The 17,923-nt window shown below is 56.4% G+C and carries 16 protein-coding genes and 1 tRNA gene; 9 read left to right on the top strand and 8 right to left on the bottom strand.

Going from position 1 to position 17,923, the window contains the following annotated elements; genetic code table 11:
- Positions 1-72: 72 nt before the first annotated feature.
- Positions 73-816 carry a DUF561 domain-containing protein gene (locus HPC62_RS01010; protein ID WP_172353359.1) on the top strand — a complete coding sequence of 248 codons (744 nt, stop codon included), beginning with the start codon at positions 73-75 and terminating at the stop codon, positions 814-816.
- 143 nt (positions 817-959) lie between these two features.
- Here HPC62_RS01010 and HPC62_RS01005 read toward each other — a convergent pair whose 3' ends face one another.
- Together HPC62_RS01005 and HPC62_RS01000 are read right to left on the bottom strand one after the other, a co-directional pair.
- Positions 960-2,537 carry a B12-binding domain-containing radical SAM protein gene (locus tag HPC62_RS01005; RefSeq protein ID WP_172353358.1) on the bottom strand — a complete coding sequence of 526 codons (1,578 nt, stop codon included), beginning with the start codon at positions 2,535-2,537 and terminating at the stop codon, positions 960-962.
- Between the two features lie 480 nt (positions 2,538-3,017).
- A complete protein-coding gene (locus HPC62_RS01000; protein WP_172353357.1) occupies positions 3,018-3,512 on the bottom strand; it encodes a sterol desaturase family protein in 495 nt (164 codons plus the stop codon).
- A 378-nt stretch (positions 3,513-3,890) separates the two neighbouring features.
- On the opposite strand from HPC62_RS01000, the gene HPC62_RS00990 reads away from it, so the two are divergent.
- From HPC62_RS00990 to HPC62_RS00980, 3 genes are all read left to right on the top strand, one after another.
- The gene (locus HPC62_RS00990) at positions 3,891-4,316 is read left to right on the top strand and encodes a hypothetical protein (RefSeq protein ID WP_225906700.1); all 426 of its coding nucleotides are present in this window, start codon (positions 3,891-3,893) and stop codon (positions 4,314-4,316) included.
- Positions 4,317-4,376: 60 nt separating this feature from the next.
- The gene (locus HPC62_RS00985; protein WP_172358710.1) at positions 4,377-4,610 is read left to right on the top strand and encodes a DUF6737 family protein; all 234 of its coding nucleotides are present in this window, start codon (positions 4,377-4,379) and stop codon (positions 4,608-4,610) included.
- Positions 4,611-4,756: 146 nt separating this feature from the next.
- Positions 4,757-5,371 (top strand): hypothetical protein, encoded by a 615-nt coding sequence (locus HPC62_RS00980; protein WP_172353355.1) that lies wholly within the window; start codon positions 4,757-4,759, stop codon positions 5,369-5,371.
- 34 nt (positions 5,372-5,405) lie between these two features.
- Here the strand turns inward: HPC62_RS00980 and HPC62_RS00975 are convergent, their stop codons facing one another.
- Together HPC62_RS00975 and HPC62_RS00970 are read right to left on the bottom strand one after the other, a co-directional pair.
- Positions 5,406-6,023, bottom strand: a complete 618-nt coding sequence (locus HPC62_RS00975) for an SRPBCC family protein (RefSeq protein ID WP_225910592.1) — start codon at positions 6,021-6,023, stop codon at positions 5,406-5,408.
- A 201-nt stretch (positions 6,024-6,224) separates the two neighbouring features.
- Positions 6,225-8,270, bottom strand: a complete 2,046-nt coding sequence (locus HPC62_RS00970) for an ATP-binding protein (RefSeq protein ID WP_172353354.1) — start codon at positions 8,268-8,270, stop codon at positions 6,225-6,227.
- A gap of 725 nt (positions 8,271-8,995) precedes the next feature.
- Here HPC62_RS00970 and HPC62_RS00965 point away from each other — a divergent pair.
- Positions 8,996-10,684: an ATP-binding protein gene (locus HPC62_RS00965; RefSeq protein WP_172353353.1), complete on the top strand. Its 1,689-nt coding sequence runs from the start codon at positions 8,996-8,998 to the stop codon at positions 10,682-10,684.
- A gap of 53 nt (positions 10,685-10,737) precedes the next feature.
- Here the strand turns inward: HPC62_RS00965 and HPC62_RS00960 are convergent, their stop codons facing one another.
- The gene (locus HPC62_RS00960; RefSeq protein ID WP_225906699.1) at positions 10,738-11,415 is read right to left on the bottom strand and encodes a TetR/AcrR family transcriptional regulator; all 678 of its coding nucleotides are present in this window, start codon (positions 11,413-11,415) and stop codon (positions 10,738-10,740) included.
- A gap of 227 nt (positions 11,416-11,642) precedes the next feature.
- Between HPC62_RS00960 and HPC62_RS00955 the strand changes: the two genes are divergently transcribed.
- A complete protein-coding gene (locus tag HPC62_RS00955) occupies positions 11,643-12,383 on the top strand; it encodes a Coq4 family protein (RefSeq protein ID WP_172353352.1) in 741 nt (246 codons plus the stop codon).
- Between the two features lie 56 nt (positions 12,384-12,439).
- A complete protein-coding gene (locus tag HPC62_RS00950) occupies positions 12,440-12,652 on the top strand; it encodes a hypothetical protein (protein WP_172353351.1) in 213 nt (70 codons plus the stop codon).
- A gap of 544 nt (positions 12,653-13,196) precedes the next feature.
- On the opposite strand, the gene HPC62_RS00945 is transcribed toward HPC62_RS00950, so the two are convergent.
- Positions 13,197-13,619, bottom strand: coding sequence for a hypothetical protein (locus tag HPC62_RS00945; RefSeq protein WP_225906698.1), 423 nt, complete (start codon positions 13,617-13,619; stop codon positions 13,197-13,199).
- A 270-nt stretch (positions 13,620-13,889) separates the two neighbouring features.
- Positions 13,890-15,173, bottom strand: a complete 1,284-nt coding sequence (glyA, locus tag HPC62_RS00940; protein WP_172353350.1) for a serine hydroxymethyltransferase — start codon at positions 15,171-15,173, stop codon at positions 13,890-13,892.
- Positions 15,174-15,447: 274 nt separating this feature from the next.
- Here glyA and HPC62_RS00935 point away from each other — a divergent pair.
- Both HPC62_RS00935 and HPC62_RS00930 read left to right on the top strand, forming a co-directional pair.
- Positions 15,448-15,521: transfer RNA gene (locus HPC62_RS00935), tRNA-Pro, on the top strand.
- A gap of 408 nt (positions 15,522-15,929) precedes the next feature.
- The gene (locus HPC62_RS00930; RefSeq protein WP_172353349.1) at positions 15,930-16,328 is read left to right on the top strand and encodes a hypothetical protein; all 399 of its coding nucleotides are present in this window, start codon (positions 15,930-15,932) and stop codon (positions 16,326-16,328) included.
- 97 nt (positions 16,329-16,425) lie between these two features.
- Here HPC62_RS00930 and HPC62_RS00925 read toward each other — a convergent pair whose 3' ends face one another.
- Entirely contained in the window at positions 16,426-17,739 is a 1,314-nt protein-coding gene (locus HPC62_RS00925) for an NF041680 family putative transposase (RefSeq protein ID WP_172353244.1), read from the bottom strand.
- Between the last annotated feature and the right edge of the window lie 184 nt (positions 17,740-17,923).

Below are 17,923 nucleotides of genomic sequence, written 5' to 3'. Positions count from 1 at the left end.
TAGACCAGCGCTCCGCCGATCCCCCACCTGTGGCACAATAAACCGTACTGTTTGCCGAAATAGAGAGACTTTATGACCATGAATGCCACGCTTCAAACGGCGCTCCAGCAGCGGACGGCGCTGAAGGTAATTAGCGGACTGACCAACTTTGAGGGCGATCGCGTCTGTGCTATCGTGCGTGCAGCAGAGCAGGGCGGCGCAACGTTTGTGGATATTGCCGCCAGTGCCGATTTGGTACGCCGAGTCAAAGGGCTGATCTCGCTGCCCGTGTGCGTGTCCGCTGTTGATCCCGAAGCCTTTGTGCCCTGTGTCGAAGCCGGAGCCGACCTGATCGAAATCGGCAACTTCGATGCTTTTTATGCCCAGGGTCGTCGGTTTGAAGCAGCAGAAGTGTTGGAGCTGACCCGCCGCACCCGCGCCCTGCTGCCCCAGGTCACGCTCTCCGTCACTGTGCCCCATATCCTGACGCTGGATCAGCAGGTACAACTGGCGGAAGAACTGGTCAACGCCGGGGCCGACCTGATCCAGACCGAAGGCGGCACCAGCAGCCAGCCTACCCACCCCGGCACGCTGGGTCTGATGGAAAAAGCAGCCCCGACGCTTGCCGCCGCCTACGAAATCTCCAAAGCGGTGAGTGTGCCCGTGCTGTGTGCGTCGGGGCTGTCGAGCGTGACGGCTCCACTGGCGATCGCCGCAGGGGCATCGGGCGTGGGCGTGGGGTCTGCCATCAACCAGCTCAATAGCGAAGTGGCGATGGTCGCTGCGGTGCGGAGTATCGTGGAGGCGATTGCCACCCCGGTCAACGTCCGTCAATAGCCTGCGGAATCAGGTCGGTAGAACGGCAATCAGCTTGTAACAGCGTGATGGGGTAGGCGTGATGGGGTAGGAGAGTCGCATCCGCTTTTCCATTCCTCATCACGCCATAGCCTGTAGCCGCCAAGATGCGTCATTGTCGAACGCTATGCGGCTGCGGTTTGTCTTGCCTGCTCTGCCTGAATCCGGGCTTCTTCGGCCAAAAACTCCGCAAGCTGCGACTCGATCTCGTCCTTGACAATCTGGCGATATTCCAGGAAATGTTCATTGAGCGCACAGATTGATAGATAGTGATCCCACACGCGGGGGTTGTGGCGGAAGATGCCGATCAGGTTTGCCCAGAAGCGGAAGCGCGTCTTGCGAACCACGCCCTGCCGCCAGAACACGATCAGCATGGCTCGAATCACCGTCCACGACACCGAGCGCAGCTTGGACTTGTGCTTCGGTGTGCCCAGCTTTAGAAAGTGACGATAGGTGCGGTTTAGATAGGTCATCGGGTCATAGAGTTCCCAAAAGGCATTCACGTATTCCCGCGTGATTTCCTCCAGGGGGCGCGTCGGCACAAAGTTCATCAGCGTGGTCTGGTTGATATTCGCCACTTTGCCCCGCAGCCGCCCTTCTTTTTCCAGCCGATGCCACAGGGCCGTATCAGGAAGCGCCTGCAACATGCTGAACAGGGCCGTAGGCACGGCGGTTTTTTCCACAAACCGAACGATGCGATCGCCCGCTCCTGGCTTTTCGCCATCAAACCCGATAATAAAACCTGCCATCACCCGCAGCCCTGCCGCGATAATCGCATCCACAGCATCCGACAGCGAATCGCGGGTGTTTTGGAACTTTTGCGTCAGGGCGAGGCTGTCTTCATCCGGCGTTTCCACTCCCAGGAAGACAGCGTTAAAGTTGCAGTCCACCATCATTTCCATGAGTTCGGGGTCTTTGGCCAGATCCACCGATGCTTCTGTGTTGAAGTGGAACGGATACTGATGCTCCTGCATCCATACTTTCAACTCCTTGAGCAGCAGCTTCACGTTGCGCTTATTGCCAATGAAGTTGTCATCCACCAGGAACACCGTGCGTCGCCAGCCCAGTTCATACAGACGCTCCAGTTCTGCCAAAAGCTGCTGGGGTTCCTTGGTTCGCGGCTTGCGGCCATACAGCACAATGATGTCGCAAAACTCGCACTGAAACGGGCAGCCGCGTGAAAACTGCACCGACATATTGTCATAGGCATCCAGATCCAGCAGTTCAAACCGGGGAATCGGCGTAGTCGTGACATCTGGCTTCTCGCCATTGGCACGAAACACGCCCTGGGTGTCGCCCCGCTGCACCGCCTCCACAAACATCGGCAGCGTAATTTCGCCCTCGTCCAAGATCAAAAAGTCCGCGCCTGCGCCCTGCGGCTCGTGGGGCAGCGACGTGGCGTAGGGGCCGCCCACTGCGACCGATTTGCCGCGCCGCTTGGCTTCGCGGATTTGATCCATCATGTCGTCTGCCTGGACAATCATGCCGGAGATAATCACCATCTCTGCCCAATCCCACTCTGCCTCGGTGACGGGGCGGACGTTGCGATCGACCAGCTTAAATTCCCAGTCTTGCGGCAAAATGGCGGCGACGGTAATCAGCCCCAGCGGCGGCAGGAGTGCCTTGCGATCGACGAGGGCCAGCGCTTTCTCGAAAGACCAGAAGCTTTTTGGGAACGTGGGATATAGGAGCAGAACACGCATAGGGGTAGTGACCTCACACCGCCAATTTTTAAAGAAGGAAATTTACCAGTGGTTGTTCAGACGAAAACCACAGATCATTCCTCAGCAACTCTCTAGAAAGTGCCTAGGAAGACTGGCTAGAAAGTTTCTAGGAAGACTGTTTGCGAAAGAATGTCTAGGAAAAAGAATGTCTAGAAAGAATGTCTCGCTATTCTGCCAGGAGGCGGTGACTGCTTAGAAAATCTTCAGAGTGTCTTTAGCCTAAGTAACTTGAAGCACTCATTAAGAGCTTGCAGCACACATTACCACAGAGTTTGGGCTGGAGTGAGGGATAGTGGACAGTTGATCCGCCTGCTGTCTTTTTGTCCTGGTTAAACCTGTCCGATGAGAAACCTCTAGCAAATAGCAAAAACAGGTTCGAGGCTCAGATTGCTAAAACCGTGCTGAGCCTGAACCGGAATGGAAGGGGGTTAGCAAAATCCTGTAAAGAATCCCAAATTGTTACCACCAGCGGAGTTGCAGGTAGTTTCTTTCAGGACGGCTCAGTTCTTCTTTGGTCAGCCACTCGGTGGGCTTGTAGGTGCGGAAGATGTGATCCCACCAATCGACGGCTAGCCCGAAGTTGTGGTTCCATTGGCCATACTTATGATGAACATAGTGGACAGGCATCTTCATCCAGAACACCTTGGTGGGGTTTTCGTGCTGAAGCTGGTGGGCGTAGGCAGAAAATGCGGCGAAGGCGAGTGCGCCCGCGACCCAGCCGGGGGCCCAAGCGGCTGAAAAGAAGAAAGGCACGATCATGGCGATCGCACTGCCTTTCACATAATCCAAAAACTCCCAAACTACGCCCTGCCCTTCATTGCGGCGATGATGATCAACGTGGCGCTTGCCGACGCTGTTGGGCTTGAAGTGCATCAGGCGGTGAACCCAGTATTCAACGAAGCTGGCAAAGATAAAGGCGGTTAGAAAAGCAATAGCAAGGGCGATCGCGCTCATAGCAACTCGTTAAGAACAGTAAAGACTCCACACCACGTTTTTTAGTGTGCCATGCGTGCCAGATTTTCGGGGGTTGTCCCTGTGACGGTTTGCGGGCGGGGAGTGGACGGTTTTCGGATACGTTGCGGGGGATGACGGGCGGTGAGTTTGGGTGAATCTTGCCACAAGAGGGCAATGAGCCAACTAGCCTTGGCAAAGCAACTAGCCTTGGCAAAGCAACGATCGAGGGCGATCGCCCACCGAAACCCCTGGAAGGGCTGAAGTCTCAGTTTCAAGCTGAGGCGAAAGCAACGATCGAGGGCGATCGCCCACCGAAACCCTGCCCACCAAACCGGATTCAGCAGACATAATGGGAGAGACGATTTTTGCCCGTTGATTGTGTCCGATCAAACGCCAACTCCCGATCCGGCTCAACCCGTTGATCAGTTCCTCACGCCAGAGGAATGCGCCGAAGTAGACCGTGCCATGATGACCGCGAGCGATCGCTTTTCGGCCCGCGTGGCAATTTATTCGCTCCGCTGCCTCCAGCAGATCGCGCAGCAGAGCCACAGGGCGATCGCCGACCTCAGCCCCCAGCAAGTTGCCAACTGGGTTGAGCAAGACCCCAGCCTCTCGCCCGAAAAAGGCTTCGACGATGCCTTTAAGGTGTTTTTTGGGCGGCTGGTCATTTCTTCGCTCAAGCCACTGCACCAGATCGCCGCCGAAGCCGACCAGCCCATCGAAACCCTGACCGTGCCCCAGGTCGTTGCCTGGTTTGAGCAGTCGGCAAAGCAGCGGATCGAACGCCAAATGGAGCAAAACTAGTGGAGCAAAACTAGCAGAGGCGCAGCGATGAACAATTCCCCCAACTCTCCGATAGGTTCCATGACGGCTCCCCAAAGCGTGTGGCAGGTCAAGCCCTGGTGGTGTCAGCCGTGGTCGATCGTGCTGACGGGTACGGGGCTGATCGGCGGAAGCTGGCTATTGCTGCATCGCGTCTGGCTGACGGGGCTGGTGGCTATGCCCGTGCTGGCGTGGATGGGCTTTTTTGTGCTGGTGTATCCCCGGCTCTGGGCGGAGGCAGTGCAGGATCACGGAGAGACGGAATCTGGCGTTTAGCGATCGCCCCCTGGTCGAAAAGTTTTTAGTCAAAAATTTTCCAGAGATTCCCGGAGAAACGGTTTCTGCGGCCGTAAAAGCAAGACAGAAATGCAAGACAGCAGTTATCGCGCATAATTTTCTCGAAGGCTCTCCAGGTTAAACGCATGAACCTTTCAACTCGGTCTGGGGCGACTCGATCTTGGGCGACGCGGCTTTGGGTGGCGAGTCTCTGCGGGGCGATCGCGCCGCTCCTAGTGGCACATACCCCGGCTTGGGCAAATCCCAGGGGCTTTGCGGGGAGCTATGTGGGGTCGGTGGTGAACCCCAGCGAATTTGAATCGAGCCTCCAGTCGGTGGTGCTGTCGGGCGGTTCGGCGGCCTGGCTGATGGAGCAAGCCATGAACGCCGGCCGACCCGCACCAGGACAGACCACCGCCCCCGATACTCAGTTTCACGGGCGGCTCGACTTGCCCAATTCGCCCATTTCCCTACGGGGCACGCTGGTTTTGAACCAAGATATTGAGGCCGTCATGCCCAGCCTCACCTATGACCTGCCCCTCGGCAACGCGGCAAACGTCTACGCTGGGGCGGGCTTTGCCATCGTGCGTCCGGGAGCCCAAACGCCGCTGGGCGATCGCGACGGTGTGGTGATTACCACTGGCGTTGAAGCCTCGGTGGGTCGGCGCGTGGTGGTGTATGGCGACGTGCGCTATCGCCCTGGCCCGGCCGCTGCAACGGAGAATATGCAGATGCAACTGGGCATCGGGCATCGGTTCTAGCGCTAATCGCCCAGAAGCGAAAACATCAAAAACATCAGGACTGGCGGGCGATCGCCTCGACGCGCTGATAAATGGCGGCCAGGTTCACTTCCAGGTCACGGCGCAGGCGCTTCTCAATCAAGCCAACGGGCATCATGCGAGAGGGCTGTACCATCAGCGTGTAAGTTAAATTGGTGCTGCTGTCGGTGATGGGCTGGAGCGTCCAAGCGCCAAAGAATTCCTTAAAGTCCCCTTCTACCATTTGAAAACGCAGTTCGCGGGGAAAGTTCTCCACCATATCCAGCACGACGCGGGCGCAAAACTTGAGCTTTAGCTTCCAGAGCGACTGTGCGCCGACCTGCTCTATACGAATGCCGCCGTCGGGATGGGGGATGCGGCGGCTCTCCTGGAGGTTGGGAATAAAGTCCGACAGATGCTCATAATCGGTCAATACCTGCCAGATGCGATCGCTCGGCTGAGGAATCTGGATGGTCGCCGAAATCTGCCGAGTGCGATCGCCCACGGGCACCACCTCGACCGCCACCGCGCTGCACAGCGATGGCTCCAGATCGAGGCTTTCGTCCTCCAGATCGAGGGTTTCCAGGTCGAGATCGGCGTTAGACATGGCGGGTGTACTTCGCGGCGAGAGGACGATGCAGGCTCCAGGTGGCACAGACAAAATCCTGGTCGCATCTTATCAAGGATTTGTCAGGGATTTGATCCGTCTTTAATTAGGACTTACGCAGTTGGACGATTTCTCACGAGCGCAGCCCGCTAGAAATCCTCCAAAACTCAGAAAGTTTAATCGCAAGTGCATAAGTCCTATTTGAGTGTGGTTTGAGTGTGGCTATGGAGTGGGCAACCCGATGGGTTCTTAACGGCTCAGGTCAGGAGATTGGGGCAGGGTGAGCGTAAAGCAGGTTTTCCAGAGATCGGCTCCAGAGAGCGGCTGGCTGGTGACGGCGATCGCCCCGCTGAGGTGAGCCGCCAACCCCTTGACCAGCGCCAGCCCTAGCCCAATGCCGGGAATCGCCTTTTGCGTTGCGCCCTGGCCCCGGCGAAATTTTTCAAAAATCACCGGAATTTCCTCTGGTGCGATACCTGCGCCCGTGTTGGTCAGGCTGACCACGATTTGGGGTACCGATTCGACAACTTCTAGGCTGGCTTTGAGGAGGATCTTGCTGCCGGCCTCGCCATATTTTTTGGCATTGGTCAGCAGTTCCGTCAGGATGCGGTGCAGGCTGTCGGGGTCGGTGCGAATCATCAGCGATCGCCCCGGAACCTCTGCCTCTAGCGTCATTTGCTGTTCGGCCAGGCTATCTGCCCAGGCTTCCTGCAAATCGCGCAGGACATATTGCAAATCAAGCTGCTGAAACTGCGCCATAGCGGACTGCGACTCCAGCTTTTGCAGGGTCAGCAAGTCGTTAATCAGGCGTGTTTCCTGAGCGCACTGGGCTTCTAAGATCTCCAGGTAGCGATCGCGCTGCTCCGGAGCCAAATTTGCCTCCCGCAGCATCCGAATCGCCACTTTCATGCTAGTCAGTGGAGTCAGCAGTTCGTGGCTAACGGTGCTGAGAAATTCCTCCATCACCTGATTCAGCCGCCGCAGTTGCTCGACCTGCTGGCGCGTCTTTTCGTAGAGCTTGGCCTGCACGTCCAGACTGCGCTGAAGCTGGGCCGTGCGCTCGTCTACCAGCGAGTTAACCTGGCGCAGGGTGCGCGTTTGGATAATCGCTGTGCTGAGCTGGGCCGCCACCATCCGCAGAAAAGCCACCTCCTCTGGCAGCCAGTAGCGGGGCTGGCGCTGCTGCACCACCAAAATGCCCAAGACCGTGCCCTGGTTTTCTAGCGGGACGAGCAAAACGCTGGGCAGGGTGGCCAGGTCAAACACATCCGCTGCCCGAATCGGCTCTGCCAAATTGGCCACGCCGCACTGCGATTCGGAATAGTTGGGCAGGGCGATCGCCAGATCGGGATGGGCAAACACCTGTTGACACAGCCCGCAGTCCGATAGCTGAAATGAGGGTTTGGCGGGAACTTCTTCCTCTGCCGAAGCTCTAGAAGATGTCACAGAAGCCGAGGGCGCTGGCGCAGTGGATGGGGGCACCGGAAACAGGCTTTCCACCGTGATTCGCACACCCGACCGATGAGAGTTGGCACGGCCCCTGTGGAGCGGGTCTTTGTACTTGTAAAGCGCCACCAGACCTCGTTCGACCTGCAACGTGGCGATCGCCCCTTCCAGCGCCAGTTGAAAAATTCGCTCGGTAGCCCAAGCATTGCGAACTGCGCTGGTGAGCCGCTCAACCAGCGTTTGAGCCTGAAGCTGCTGCTGTACCTGCTGCTGGAGTTGGATCTGAGAGATGGCGACAGAAACCTGGCTAGAAACCGCTCTGAGTAGCTGCATGTCTAACTCCGTCCACACGTAAGGCTGTGATTTCAGGGCGACGAGTACGCCATTCGTCCATCCCTGAAACCGGATTTTGCTGACGAGGATCGATCCAGGATTAGACCAATTCACCAGGCGATCTGGATCAGCCGCGATAGGAGCCGAAAGATCCCTAGTGCTTTCCTGCACAGGAGCTGGAAATTGGGGCAGCCATTGATACAGGAGGTCGCCGGACTCGTCCTCGGCATCTAGGGGGAGGGGCAGGGTAGAAGCTTGCTTGAGGGTTGAGAAATTTGAAATCGACAGGAGTTCCGTTCTGGCGAGGGGCGATCGCACGGCGGGCAGTTCCAGCAGATCCAGCAACGGCCGCAGCGAACTAGACAACGTGGGGGAATGTCCCGGCTGCCAGTAGACGGCTTGGGTCAAGCCCTGGCTGCGGCTCAGTATGCCGACCGCACAGGCACTTGCGCCAAGCCGCTGGGCGAGAATCGTCAGCAATTGGCCGAGCGCCACTTCGGAGGAGGCACTGTCCACCAACAGTTGGAGCCAGTCTGGTGCTGCATCTGGGCAATTCCCCCAGGGATCGCTTTGCGAATCGCAAGGAGAAGCTGACTCGAAGGATGCTGTGGTCGGAGCATCGTCATGTTGGGATAGCGGGAAACGCTTCGCCATCGTCAATTCAGCCACCTTTTGAAAAATTACCGTGCAGAAATGCAGCCCGGATAGAACGAGGGAACCCAGTTGATCGAGGTTGCCTGACCTTGATCAATTTTTATCGGTCTTCTGAGCGGTTTACAACTCTATCCATTCGTCATAAATTACCTAACGCTTTAGCTCTGATGAACCCACCAGAACCAAACATTTAGATAATTTTTAGACTACGAAGATACGAAAGGGGCAGATGCCGAGATAAACCGTCATAGGATCAAGCCACTTACCCATTCAAGAAAAACTTAGAAAATCAGAGAAATTTAGACAGAATGAGAACAATCACTAACGGGCTGCTAAAACGTGGTGACTTGTTCCACATTACACGCTGGATAGAACAGCAGAATCCGTGATTTCCCTACGATTCAGGGCGATCGCCCACAGGTCGTATAAATCCAATGGTCAGGCCAAGGGTCAGGGTTGCGAAAGCAGTATGATAGAACACATGTATCTCCGTAAAATGTCTCTAGGACGCTTCATCAACACCCCACTTTGACCCGATCCCTTCTTCGTTCTTCGTTCTTCCCTCTTCGTTCTTCCTTCTTCCCCCCATGACATTTGCACAACTCTGCTTTTCTGCGCTTCAAGCAATTGGTACGGTCAAGGGCCCAGGTGAGGCATCGACGCAATACGTGTTTATCACGGCCGACAATCGCTTTGTCAAAGTGGGCGAGTTTGTGTTTTATGAGGCGATCGCCGATGAGGGGGCAAGGCTGCAAATTTTAGGCAAAATCTCCGACCGCCGCCTGATCGACCATCTGCCCGACCGCATTTTTGCCGATACCGAAATCAGCCCAGAGGCGATCGCCGCGCTAGTCGGGTTTTCCTACACTAATCCCGAAATTTACGAAGTCACCGTCGAGGTCATTGGCTACTTTCACAAAGCGCTTGGCTTCATCAACCCGCGACAGGCTCCCGATCCCGGCGCAAAAGTCTACCTTGCCAGCGACGAATGTTTGCGGCAAGTGCTGAACAAAAAGCAGCTTGGCGACGTGGGCGCGGCGCATTTGGGATCACTGCTGCTGCGCGAGTCGGGAGCAGTGCCCGTGGTGGTGGATGTGAAGGAACTGGTTAGCACCCACATGGCAATTCTGGCGGGCACAGGGTCGGGCAAGTCTTATCTGGCGGGGGTGCTGGTCGAAGAACTGCTGTCGCCGCAAAACCGGGCCGCAGTGCTGATTTTTGACCCCCACGGAGAATACAGCACCCTGGCTGAAATGCAGGGGCATAGCCAGTTTGCCGACGAAGACGGCTACGCGCCCAAGGTGCGGGTGTTGACCCCGGATGATGTGCGAATTCGGGTGTCGTCGCTGGATTATTACGACATCCTGGCGCTGCTGCCGGAGATGAGCGATCGCCAGCAGGCCATTCTCAGCAAAGCGTTTTCGCTGCTGCATAGCCACCGCAAGGGCGACTATCGCTGGACGATCAACGACCTCTACGCCGCCGTAGAGCAGGCCGACACCGCCACCGATGAAGAGGGCAATACGAAAATCGGCAGTTCTGCCGGGGCGCTGCAATGGAAGCTGGAAAAACTGGCGCGATCGCCCTATTTCCACACCTACCAGCATCTGTCGCCCCGCGACCTGTTCCAGCCGGGCCAGGTGACCGTGCTGCAAATGAACGAAATCAGCCAGGAAGAGCAGCAGGTCATTTGCGCCGCCGTGTTGCGGCAGGCCAACCACGCCCGCATGAACACGCAAAAGGGCAACCTCGCCCCCGACGACGAGAACTATTTGCCCTACCCCGTATTCATCCTGCTGGAAGAGGCGCACCGCTTTGCCCCGGCCCACGATCCTTCCCGCTGCAAAACTATTTTGCGGACGATCCTCAGCGAGGGGCGCAAGTTTGGGCTGGGCGTGGGGCTGATTACGCAGCGACCGGGCAAGCTGGATTCCGATGTGCTGTCGCAGTGCATGAGCCAGTTCATTATGCGGATTGTCAACCCGGTGGATCAGGACAGCCTGAAATATGGCGTGGAGGCGGCGGGGCGCGACCTGCTGAAGGAATTGCCCGCCCTGACGAAGGGACAGGTGATCGTGTCGGGAGCCTGCGTCAATACGCCCGTGCTGTGTCGCGTGCGATCGCGCCATACCACCCACGGCGGCGAAACCCTAGACGCGCCCGCCCTCTGGCAGCAGCACTTCCAGGCGCACCAGATCCGCGCCCGCGAAATCGAGCAAGCGCCGTTGGCCGCCCGCAGCCGCCCCAAGACTGTGCGCGGCGTGAGTATTGATTAGCATTGATTCGGGGGAAGTGGGCGATTCCTTTGGAACGCTTTGCTAACGCCCCCTTATCCTGCTTTGCCAATCGTTTTGCCAAAATAGCTGGCGAGATAGTGGGTCATCAGGCGCTTGGTTTCAGCAATCAGGCGAGCGCGAAGGGGTGCGTCGGCCTTGAGCGAGAGCCACAGCAAATTGCCGACGGACTCTACCACCACCAGGGCGATCGCCCGCCGCTGTGCTGCATCCAGCCCTGGCCCTAGCCGCCCCAAAAAGTCTGCCAGGTCATCTACGATGCGGGCCTCGTAGGTGTCCATTTCGGCGATCGCCCCCGCCGTCATCAGCCCCAGCACCTGCTCAAACACGGCTCGATAGCCCGGCTGGTGGGTCATGAAATGGTCGAACGCTTCTACCACACGATCGACATAATTCGCTAGGGGCATGGGTTCTGGCACGGCAGCATGGAGGCTGGCAAAGAGTTCGTATTCTTGCTGCATATAGCGATCGGCCAGTGCCTTCAAAATCGCCGCTTTGTCGGGAAAGAACTGATAGAGCGACCCGACCGGAACTTGGGCACGAGTGGCGATCGCCCTGGTGGTGGTTTGTTCATAGCCCTGCTCGATAAACAGTGCCTCAGCCGCGTTCAAGATTTGGCTGACCCGCTCCTGGCTGCGGGCCTGCTTGGGCTGGCGGCGCATGGTGCCAGACGGGATATCCGGCAGGGGCACATCGGACGGGAGGGCAGTCATCGCAAGACCGAGAGAGACAACAGTAGAGCAGCGCTTGAGAAACGCTCCTTCAAAATCTTAGGGGACAACGGCTTGATAAAACATGAGTATCGTTCATATTTTATAAACATGAATATTGCTCGCTTTTTTGTTGAAGCAGCGTCCATCCTGACTTTGCAATCCCGACTTTGCAATCCCGACTTTGCGATCCTGACCTCTCCACATTGACCTTTTCCAGGAGTTTTCCTATGAAACCGCTGACCTCTGCGTATCCATCGATCACCGAGATCCGTCAATCTCTGGCAACCAACCCTTTTCCGTCCAGCGAGCGCGATCGCAATGTCCAGTTTTTGACGATGCTCAAGGCTTTCTTTTCGCTGCTGTCGGCCGATGCCGATGCTGACCTGACGGCCGTGGACGAACTGAGCCTGTCGCTGGTCGATAGCGATGCCTATCGGCTGGCCGCGGCTGAGATGCAGCGCGATCCAGACGTTGCCGCGCTAATCCAGGAGCGCTACCAGCCGCCCACCCACGACCTCGCTCGTTTGATTACTTATCCAGTCGGCTCGCTGGGGCAAGTTTACGCAGCGATGCTGCAAGACAGCGGTTTCGAGCGCATCGAGATGCCGCTGGATCTGACCACCGATACGGCCTATGTGGAATATCGCTGGCAGCAGACCCACGACCTCTGGCACGTTGTCACAGGCTTTGGCACAGATGAAATTAGCGAAATTGGGCTGCAAGCTTTCTATTTGGCACAGTTTCGGCTGCCGCTGGCGGGAATGCTAGTCGCCAATGCGCTCATCGGCACGACGCTGCTGGCCCCCGAAGCCATGCCTGACCTGCTGCGGGCGATCGCCCTCGGCTGGGAACTGGGAGAACAGGCCAAACCTCTGTTTGCTCAGCGCTGGGAGGAGGCATGGGAAAAGCCCGTGTGCCAGTGGCGGGCAGAGTTAGGGCTGCCGCTGGAGGGCGTGTTGGGGCGATGAAGGTAGACGATAAGCCAGGGTTTGGGGTGCAGGGTTTCAGGCCTGGGGAGACCACTATGAAATCGTCCTCGTGCTGTCTTTGGCTATGGGTGCTTCGGAGTAGCTATCCCTGGGGCGGGCTATTGTTGCAACTGACCCGGCTGCTGTGGATTGGCAACGAGCGGCGATCGCGCGAACGACTGCGCCTGTGGCGGCTCTGGCTGCGGATTGATTTTGCAAACCTGCTGGCGATCGCCATCGACCTGATGCAGCCTGAGTTTTGGGTATAGCCTTACTGCTCACGCACGCAGACCCCAGGAAGGGCGATCGCCCTCATCTCTCAGCACCCGCACCTTTCGGCGATCGCCCTCATCTCTCAGCACCCGCACCTTTCGGCGATCGCCCCCGCATACCTTTTGAGGTATTGCACACTAACCGAAATCTATCGCTGCCCAACCTTTGCAACTGACCCGAAAGCGGCTGGGAGTGTGCGGCTTGACCCAGATCTCCAGATCTCGAAGGACTGAACCTTCGCAATTTAGGGGGCGAATCGCCTACCTACCGACAAGCTGACAGAACCAGGGCGCTGAGGGCTAACGGTGAAGTTGTGCAGCGGCAAGTAGCCTCGAACCTGCCTGCCTGACACATCTTTAGGCAGCCTCCCAGGGGGGTAATTGACAGCACATGGACTGGATTCTAGAGAACCAGATACGGCCATAATACTGGGCTTCATCTGGTTTAAGTAGGTGGACATTAATAAATATAAAACCCAAAAAACCTGCGCCGCCCGCTACGCGGGCGGCGCAGGGTTCAGGATCTGTTTTTTAATCTGGTCTATCTACTTAGAAGCAAAACAGGGTTCAGGTTAGAAGCAAAACAGGGTTCAGGGTCAATGCTAAAGAGGGCAATCGGCGTGAGCAGTGGTCGCCCTTTGTTGACCACCCCCTTGAGCCAGCGGAGACCGATTTTGAGATAGCTAATGCCCCGACTCCAATGAGGGTCAACCTGAGTGCGGAGACCGTCGAGTTGAATAGCCATGCCTTGGGTAATGCCATAGAGGATGGCGACAGCCGCAACTAGGTAAAGGCGTTCTAGCGCTTGAGCAGAGCGGATACCGGAGGCTTCTAGTTCAAAGACCCCGGATTTTGAATCCAGAAATAGCTCCTCGATTCGGAACCGCAGGGCATATTGCCAGAGGGGATCGAGGGAAGATGGCTCATCGGTGATGACGGCCCACGGTTCCTTGATGCCACGCAAATTTCAGCGTCTTATATCAGCTCACCCTTTCCCACTCACCTTCACGAGATTTCAAGCCTTTTGCCCACTTGTGTCAGGCAGTCAGACTCAATCCAGTCAAATACGCCCGATGGAGTGCCGAACGCCTGCAAATGATCGGGTGAATCAAGCAAATATCAAACTTCAAAAAGGGGCATCAAAAACGGAGGCAAGTATCACCACTCACCTCCGTTTTGATTTAGCATTAAGATTCGATTTGGTGTTAAGCAGCCGGGTATTTCATGAATAGGGTTACACCAAGGCGGGCACTGGAGCGCTGAGATGGGGGTAAAGCGGGAAGCGGCTGCACAAAGCAGCGATGCGATCGCGGCAGGTTTGGGCTACGCTTTCGTCCTCTGGGTGTAAGAGGCGATCGCTGATAATATTGGCAATCTCGGTGAATTCTGCCGTGCCCATGCCGCGAGTGGTCATGGCGGGGGAACCCAGCCGCAGACCGCTAGTGACAAAGGGCGATTCGGGGTCGAAGGGGACGGTGTTTTTGTTGGCGGTAATGCGGACACCGCTCACTAGTTGGTCGGCCACTTTACCCGTCATGCCAATTGAGCGCAGATCAACCAGCATCAGGTGGTTGTCCGTGCCGTTCGACACCAGTTTCAGTCCCCGTGCCTGGAGTTGGGCGGCCATTGCCTTAGCATTTTGAATCACCTGCCCTGAATAGGTGCTGAAGCTGGGCTGGAGCGCTTCGCCAAAGGCCACAGCTTTGCCCGCAATGACATGTTCCAGCGGTCCGCCCTGGGTTCCCGGAAAAACAGACTTGTCCAGCTTTTTGCCCAGATCCGCGTCTCGGGTGAGGATGAGGCCGCCACGGGGGCCGCGCAGGGTTTTGTGTGTTGTAGTGGTGACAACATCGCAGTAGGGAATGGGGCTGGGGTGATGGCCCGTGGCAACGAGGCCGGCGATGTGGGCAATATCGGCTAGGAGGTAGGCTCCCACTTCATCGGCGATCGCCCGGAATTTCTCAAAATCAATCACGCGGGGATAGGCCGAATAGCCGCAAATAATTAGCTTGGGACGATGGTGCAGCGCCACCTCCCGGATTTCGTCAAAATCAAGCTGCTCGGTGTCGCGGTTTACGCCATAGTGACACGCCTTAAACCACTTGCCCGACACGTTCACAGGCGAACCGTGGGTCAGGTGTCCGCCGTGAGACAGATCCATGCCCATAAACGTGTCGCCCGGTTCCAGCAGCGTCAGAAACACCGCCATATTCGCCTGTGCGCCCGAGTGCGGCTGCACGTTGGCATGGGCCGCGCCAAAAAGCTGCTTTGCCCGATCGATGGCCAACTGCTCCACTTCGTCCACAAACTCGCAGCCGCCGTAATAGCGCTTGCCCGGCAGCCCTTCGGCATACTTATTTGTCAATACAGACCCCTGTGCCGCCAGCACTGCCGCTGAAGTGAAGTTTTCGCTGGCGATTAGCTCTAGATGGTCTTGCTGGCGCTTTAGCTCTTTTTGAATCAAGCCTGCCACTAGCGGATCGGTTTCTACTAAAAGATCCCAGTTTGTTTGAGTCACACGCACGCTCCCAAGGTTGTTTTAGGTTGTTGCATCACGGTCAAGAAGGCCGGGGGGTGAGAGGGTCGTCCTGCTTTCCCAGAGTTTTGATCATACCGCTGTTCCGCAGGAGACGGATTCACCCGATCTGCGGCGATTTTCAAGGCGGGATGCCTGTCGCGCCCAAGGTTGTCCCAAAAATTTTGACCCAATTGCCCCAAAAGCCCTTTGCACCCATCCCCACTTCCCGTGCTATATTTGTTAAGCGCGTTTCGCGTATCCCCTCAAACTGTATCGGGGCGTAGCGCAGCTTGGTAGCGCACTACTTTGGGGTAGTAGGGGTCGTGGGTTCGAATCCCGCCGCTCCGATCAGATGAAACCTCGCAGCAATGCGGGGTTTTATTGTTTTAAATTTCTGTTTTAAACTTCTACCCTAAACCATTAACGTCCTTACTTGGGATAAAGAGCATAGAAGGCGACTCTATGCTGGCTTATCTGAAACGATGACGGGTCGCTAAATCGGCAATAGGCGGGCAATAGGCGAATGAGTTTGCCGCTCTTCAGATTTTCTCCACCTGCGTTTTTGCCCGTCTTGTGTTCTGAAACACAGGCTGGTAAAGAAATACGACGATTTTGTAGCCAAAATAGCAGTTTAGGAAAGAATATAGGGGAGCTTGCGCTCTGGCGGTTTTTGTGGCGCATATTCTCAAGACCGAACCTATTTCTAGAGTTCGCAATCTCGGATCACTTATTTTTATCCTTACCTGAGGTGCTGGTATGGGTCAGCTCACGGGGCTGCTACTGGGAACGGCGTTTGATGATGTGTTCGCGGCGGGTGTAGCGCTGGAGACGGTTGATCCAGGTGAAACCGAAACGACTGGAACCGCGATCGCCCGCGCTCGGATCGAAACCTTTGACGGCAATGATACGGTAACAGCACAAACGATCGTCACAAACCCGGCGGGCAATCCTACCGCAGGTGGCGTGCTGAATAGCGGAATTTTACTCGGTGCAGGGGGCGATCGCCTGGAGGTGTCCGCTGCTGCCAATGGGATTTTTTCGATAGCCAATGGGGTGCGCTTTAGCTCGCTGCACGGCGGCGAGGGCGACGACACCTTCACCATTGCTGCCCGGAGTTTTATCACTTTAGTTTGGACTAACTTTAGTTTGGACTAACTGGCATCACAATAATGCTCAACAGGATGCCATAAAGAATCTGCTCAACCGTTCATAACAGTTGAACTTAAGGAATTGGATACAATCCTGCTCGCAGTTAAGCTGCTGTTGCAACCGGACTGTTCAGGGATTGTTCGGATGTCTTGCGTTTCGAGGCTCGTTTTTTGACCATCGGATAGCAGGGACGAGGAGTTGGCTTGTGCCCCTTGCCTCGTCCTGGCGATTTACCACGAGGTTTAGGCGCAGGAGCAGGGGTGCCAATCGCTGCCAAAATGCCTGCAAACGCTTGTGCGACCCGACCCGGAGTCAACGTTTCTTGCGGTGCCTGCCAGGGCAAGGGGTGGTCAGTACAGTCCTTTCGCGCTAACCACAACTGCCAACTGAGCAACGGCATCAGGCTGCTCCACTGTTCGGTTGCCGATACAGAACTGAACTGGGGATGTGTCCAATATAGCCTCTGCTTGGCAAAGCGATACCAGTGTTCAATGGCAAAGCGACGGAGGTAGTGCAACCACAGGGTTTCTAACGGAGGCATCTGCTCACCCAGCCAAACTAACCACAAAGGAGCCAAGCGTCGCGTGCTGCTCTGTGTCTCCAGCACCTCCACGCGCAACACTTCCATTGCCCGTTTGGGGGATTTGCGGAAATGGTATGCACTCCAACGACTGACCCGCACTCGTCCCCAGTTGGGATCATCGACTTCAACGGTTTCGACCGGGACACTCCAAGTGTCAGGGTCATTGAGTTTCATCTTATGTCCATGCTTGGCAGGTGCGCCTCGCCCTCGATACGCTGGGGGCGCGCCATAGACACATCGATTGGATGTAACCCGCAGCAGCAAGTCTGCCTCAATCCCTGCCGTTTGGTTGACAAAACTGGCATTGCCGTACCCTCGGTCGTAGATCGCCAACGGACGCACCGCTAACTGCCGAGTCACTTGTTTGAGTTGGAATGCCGCTTTACTGGCGGGTGTTTCAAAGCTGGTGATGCGCTCATGCCGCAATGGTAATGCCCAACTGCCCCTGTCTTCAGCAATCCAGGCTAAGGTACTGTAGTTTTGTCCGGCTATCGGGGCATGTCCTGTTCTGCCTGATAAGGTGCGGTCTTTCAAACGCCTGGCAGCAGGACGGTTCCACCGACTCGCATCACCTGCCAACAACGGTTGCTGCTGAGTCGGTATCTGCTGCACCAACAGCTTCAGCACCTTTGATCGGGGTAGGCGGCTATCGCGCAACGCTTCATAGGTGCTCGACCACTGGCGACGAAAGACAGGACTCTGCGATAGCCTCACAAACGACACGATGCACGCACTCACTAACACGGCATCCATCAGATCAAACAGGGCATCTCTGGCGTTTCCCAAGCTGGCATACAACGTTTGGCGAAATTGCTGAAGTTCGTTGAAAATCATGGGGTCAATGTTGGTTGTACTTCATTGACCTTACGGCAGTCGGTGCTTCTCATTGACTGCCTTCCTCTTCACCATTAGTCCAAACTAAAGTTATCACAGAGCGCATTCCTAATCCCAGCAGTACAGGAATTGCGCTATCGAACTCCACACTCGATGGCGGCAATGGCAACAACCGATTTGATCC

Origin of the sequence: Thermoleptolyngbya sichuanensis A183 (assembly GCF_013177315.1) — a bacterium.
GTDB lineage: Bacteria > Cyanobacteriota > Cyanobacteriia > Elainellales > Elainellaceae > Thermoleptolyngbya > Thermoleptolyngbya sichuanensis.
The sequence above is the reverse complement of the archived record's forward strand: the minus strand, read 5'-3'. Positions and strand labels throughout refer to the sequence as shown.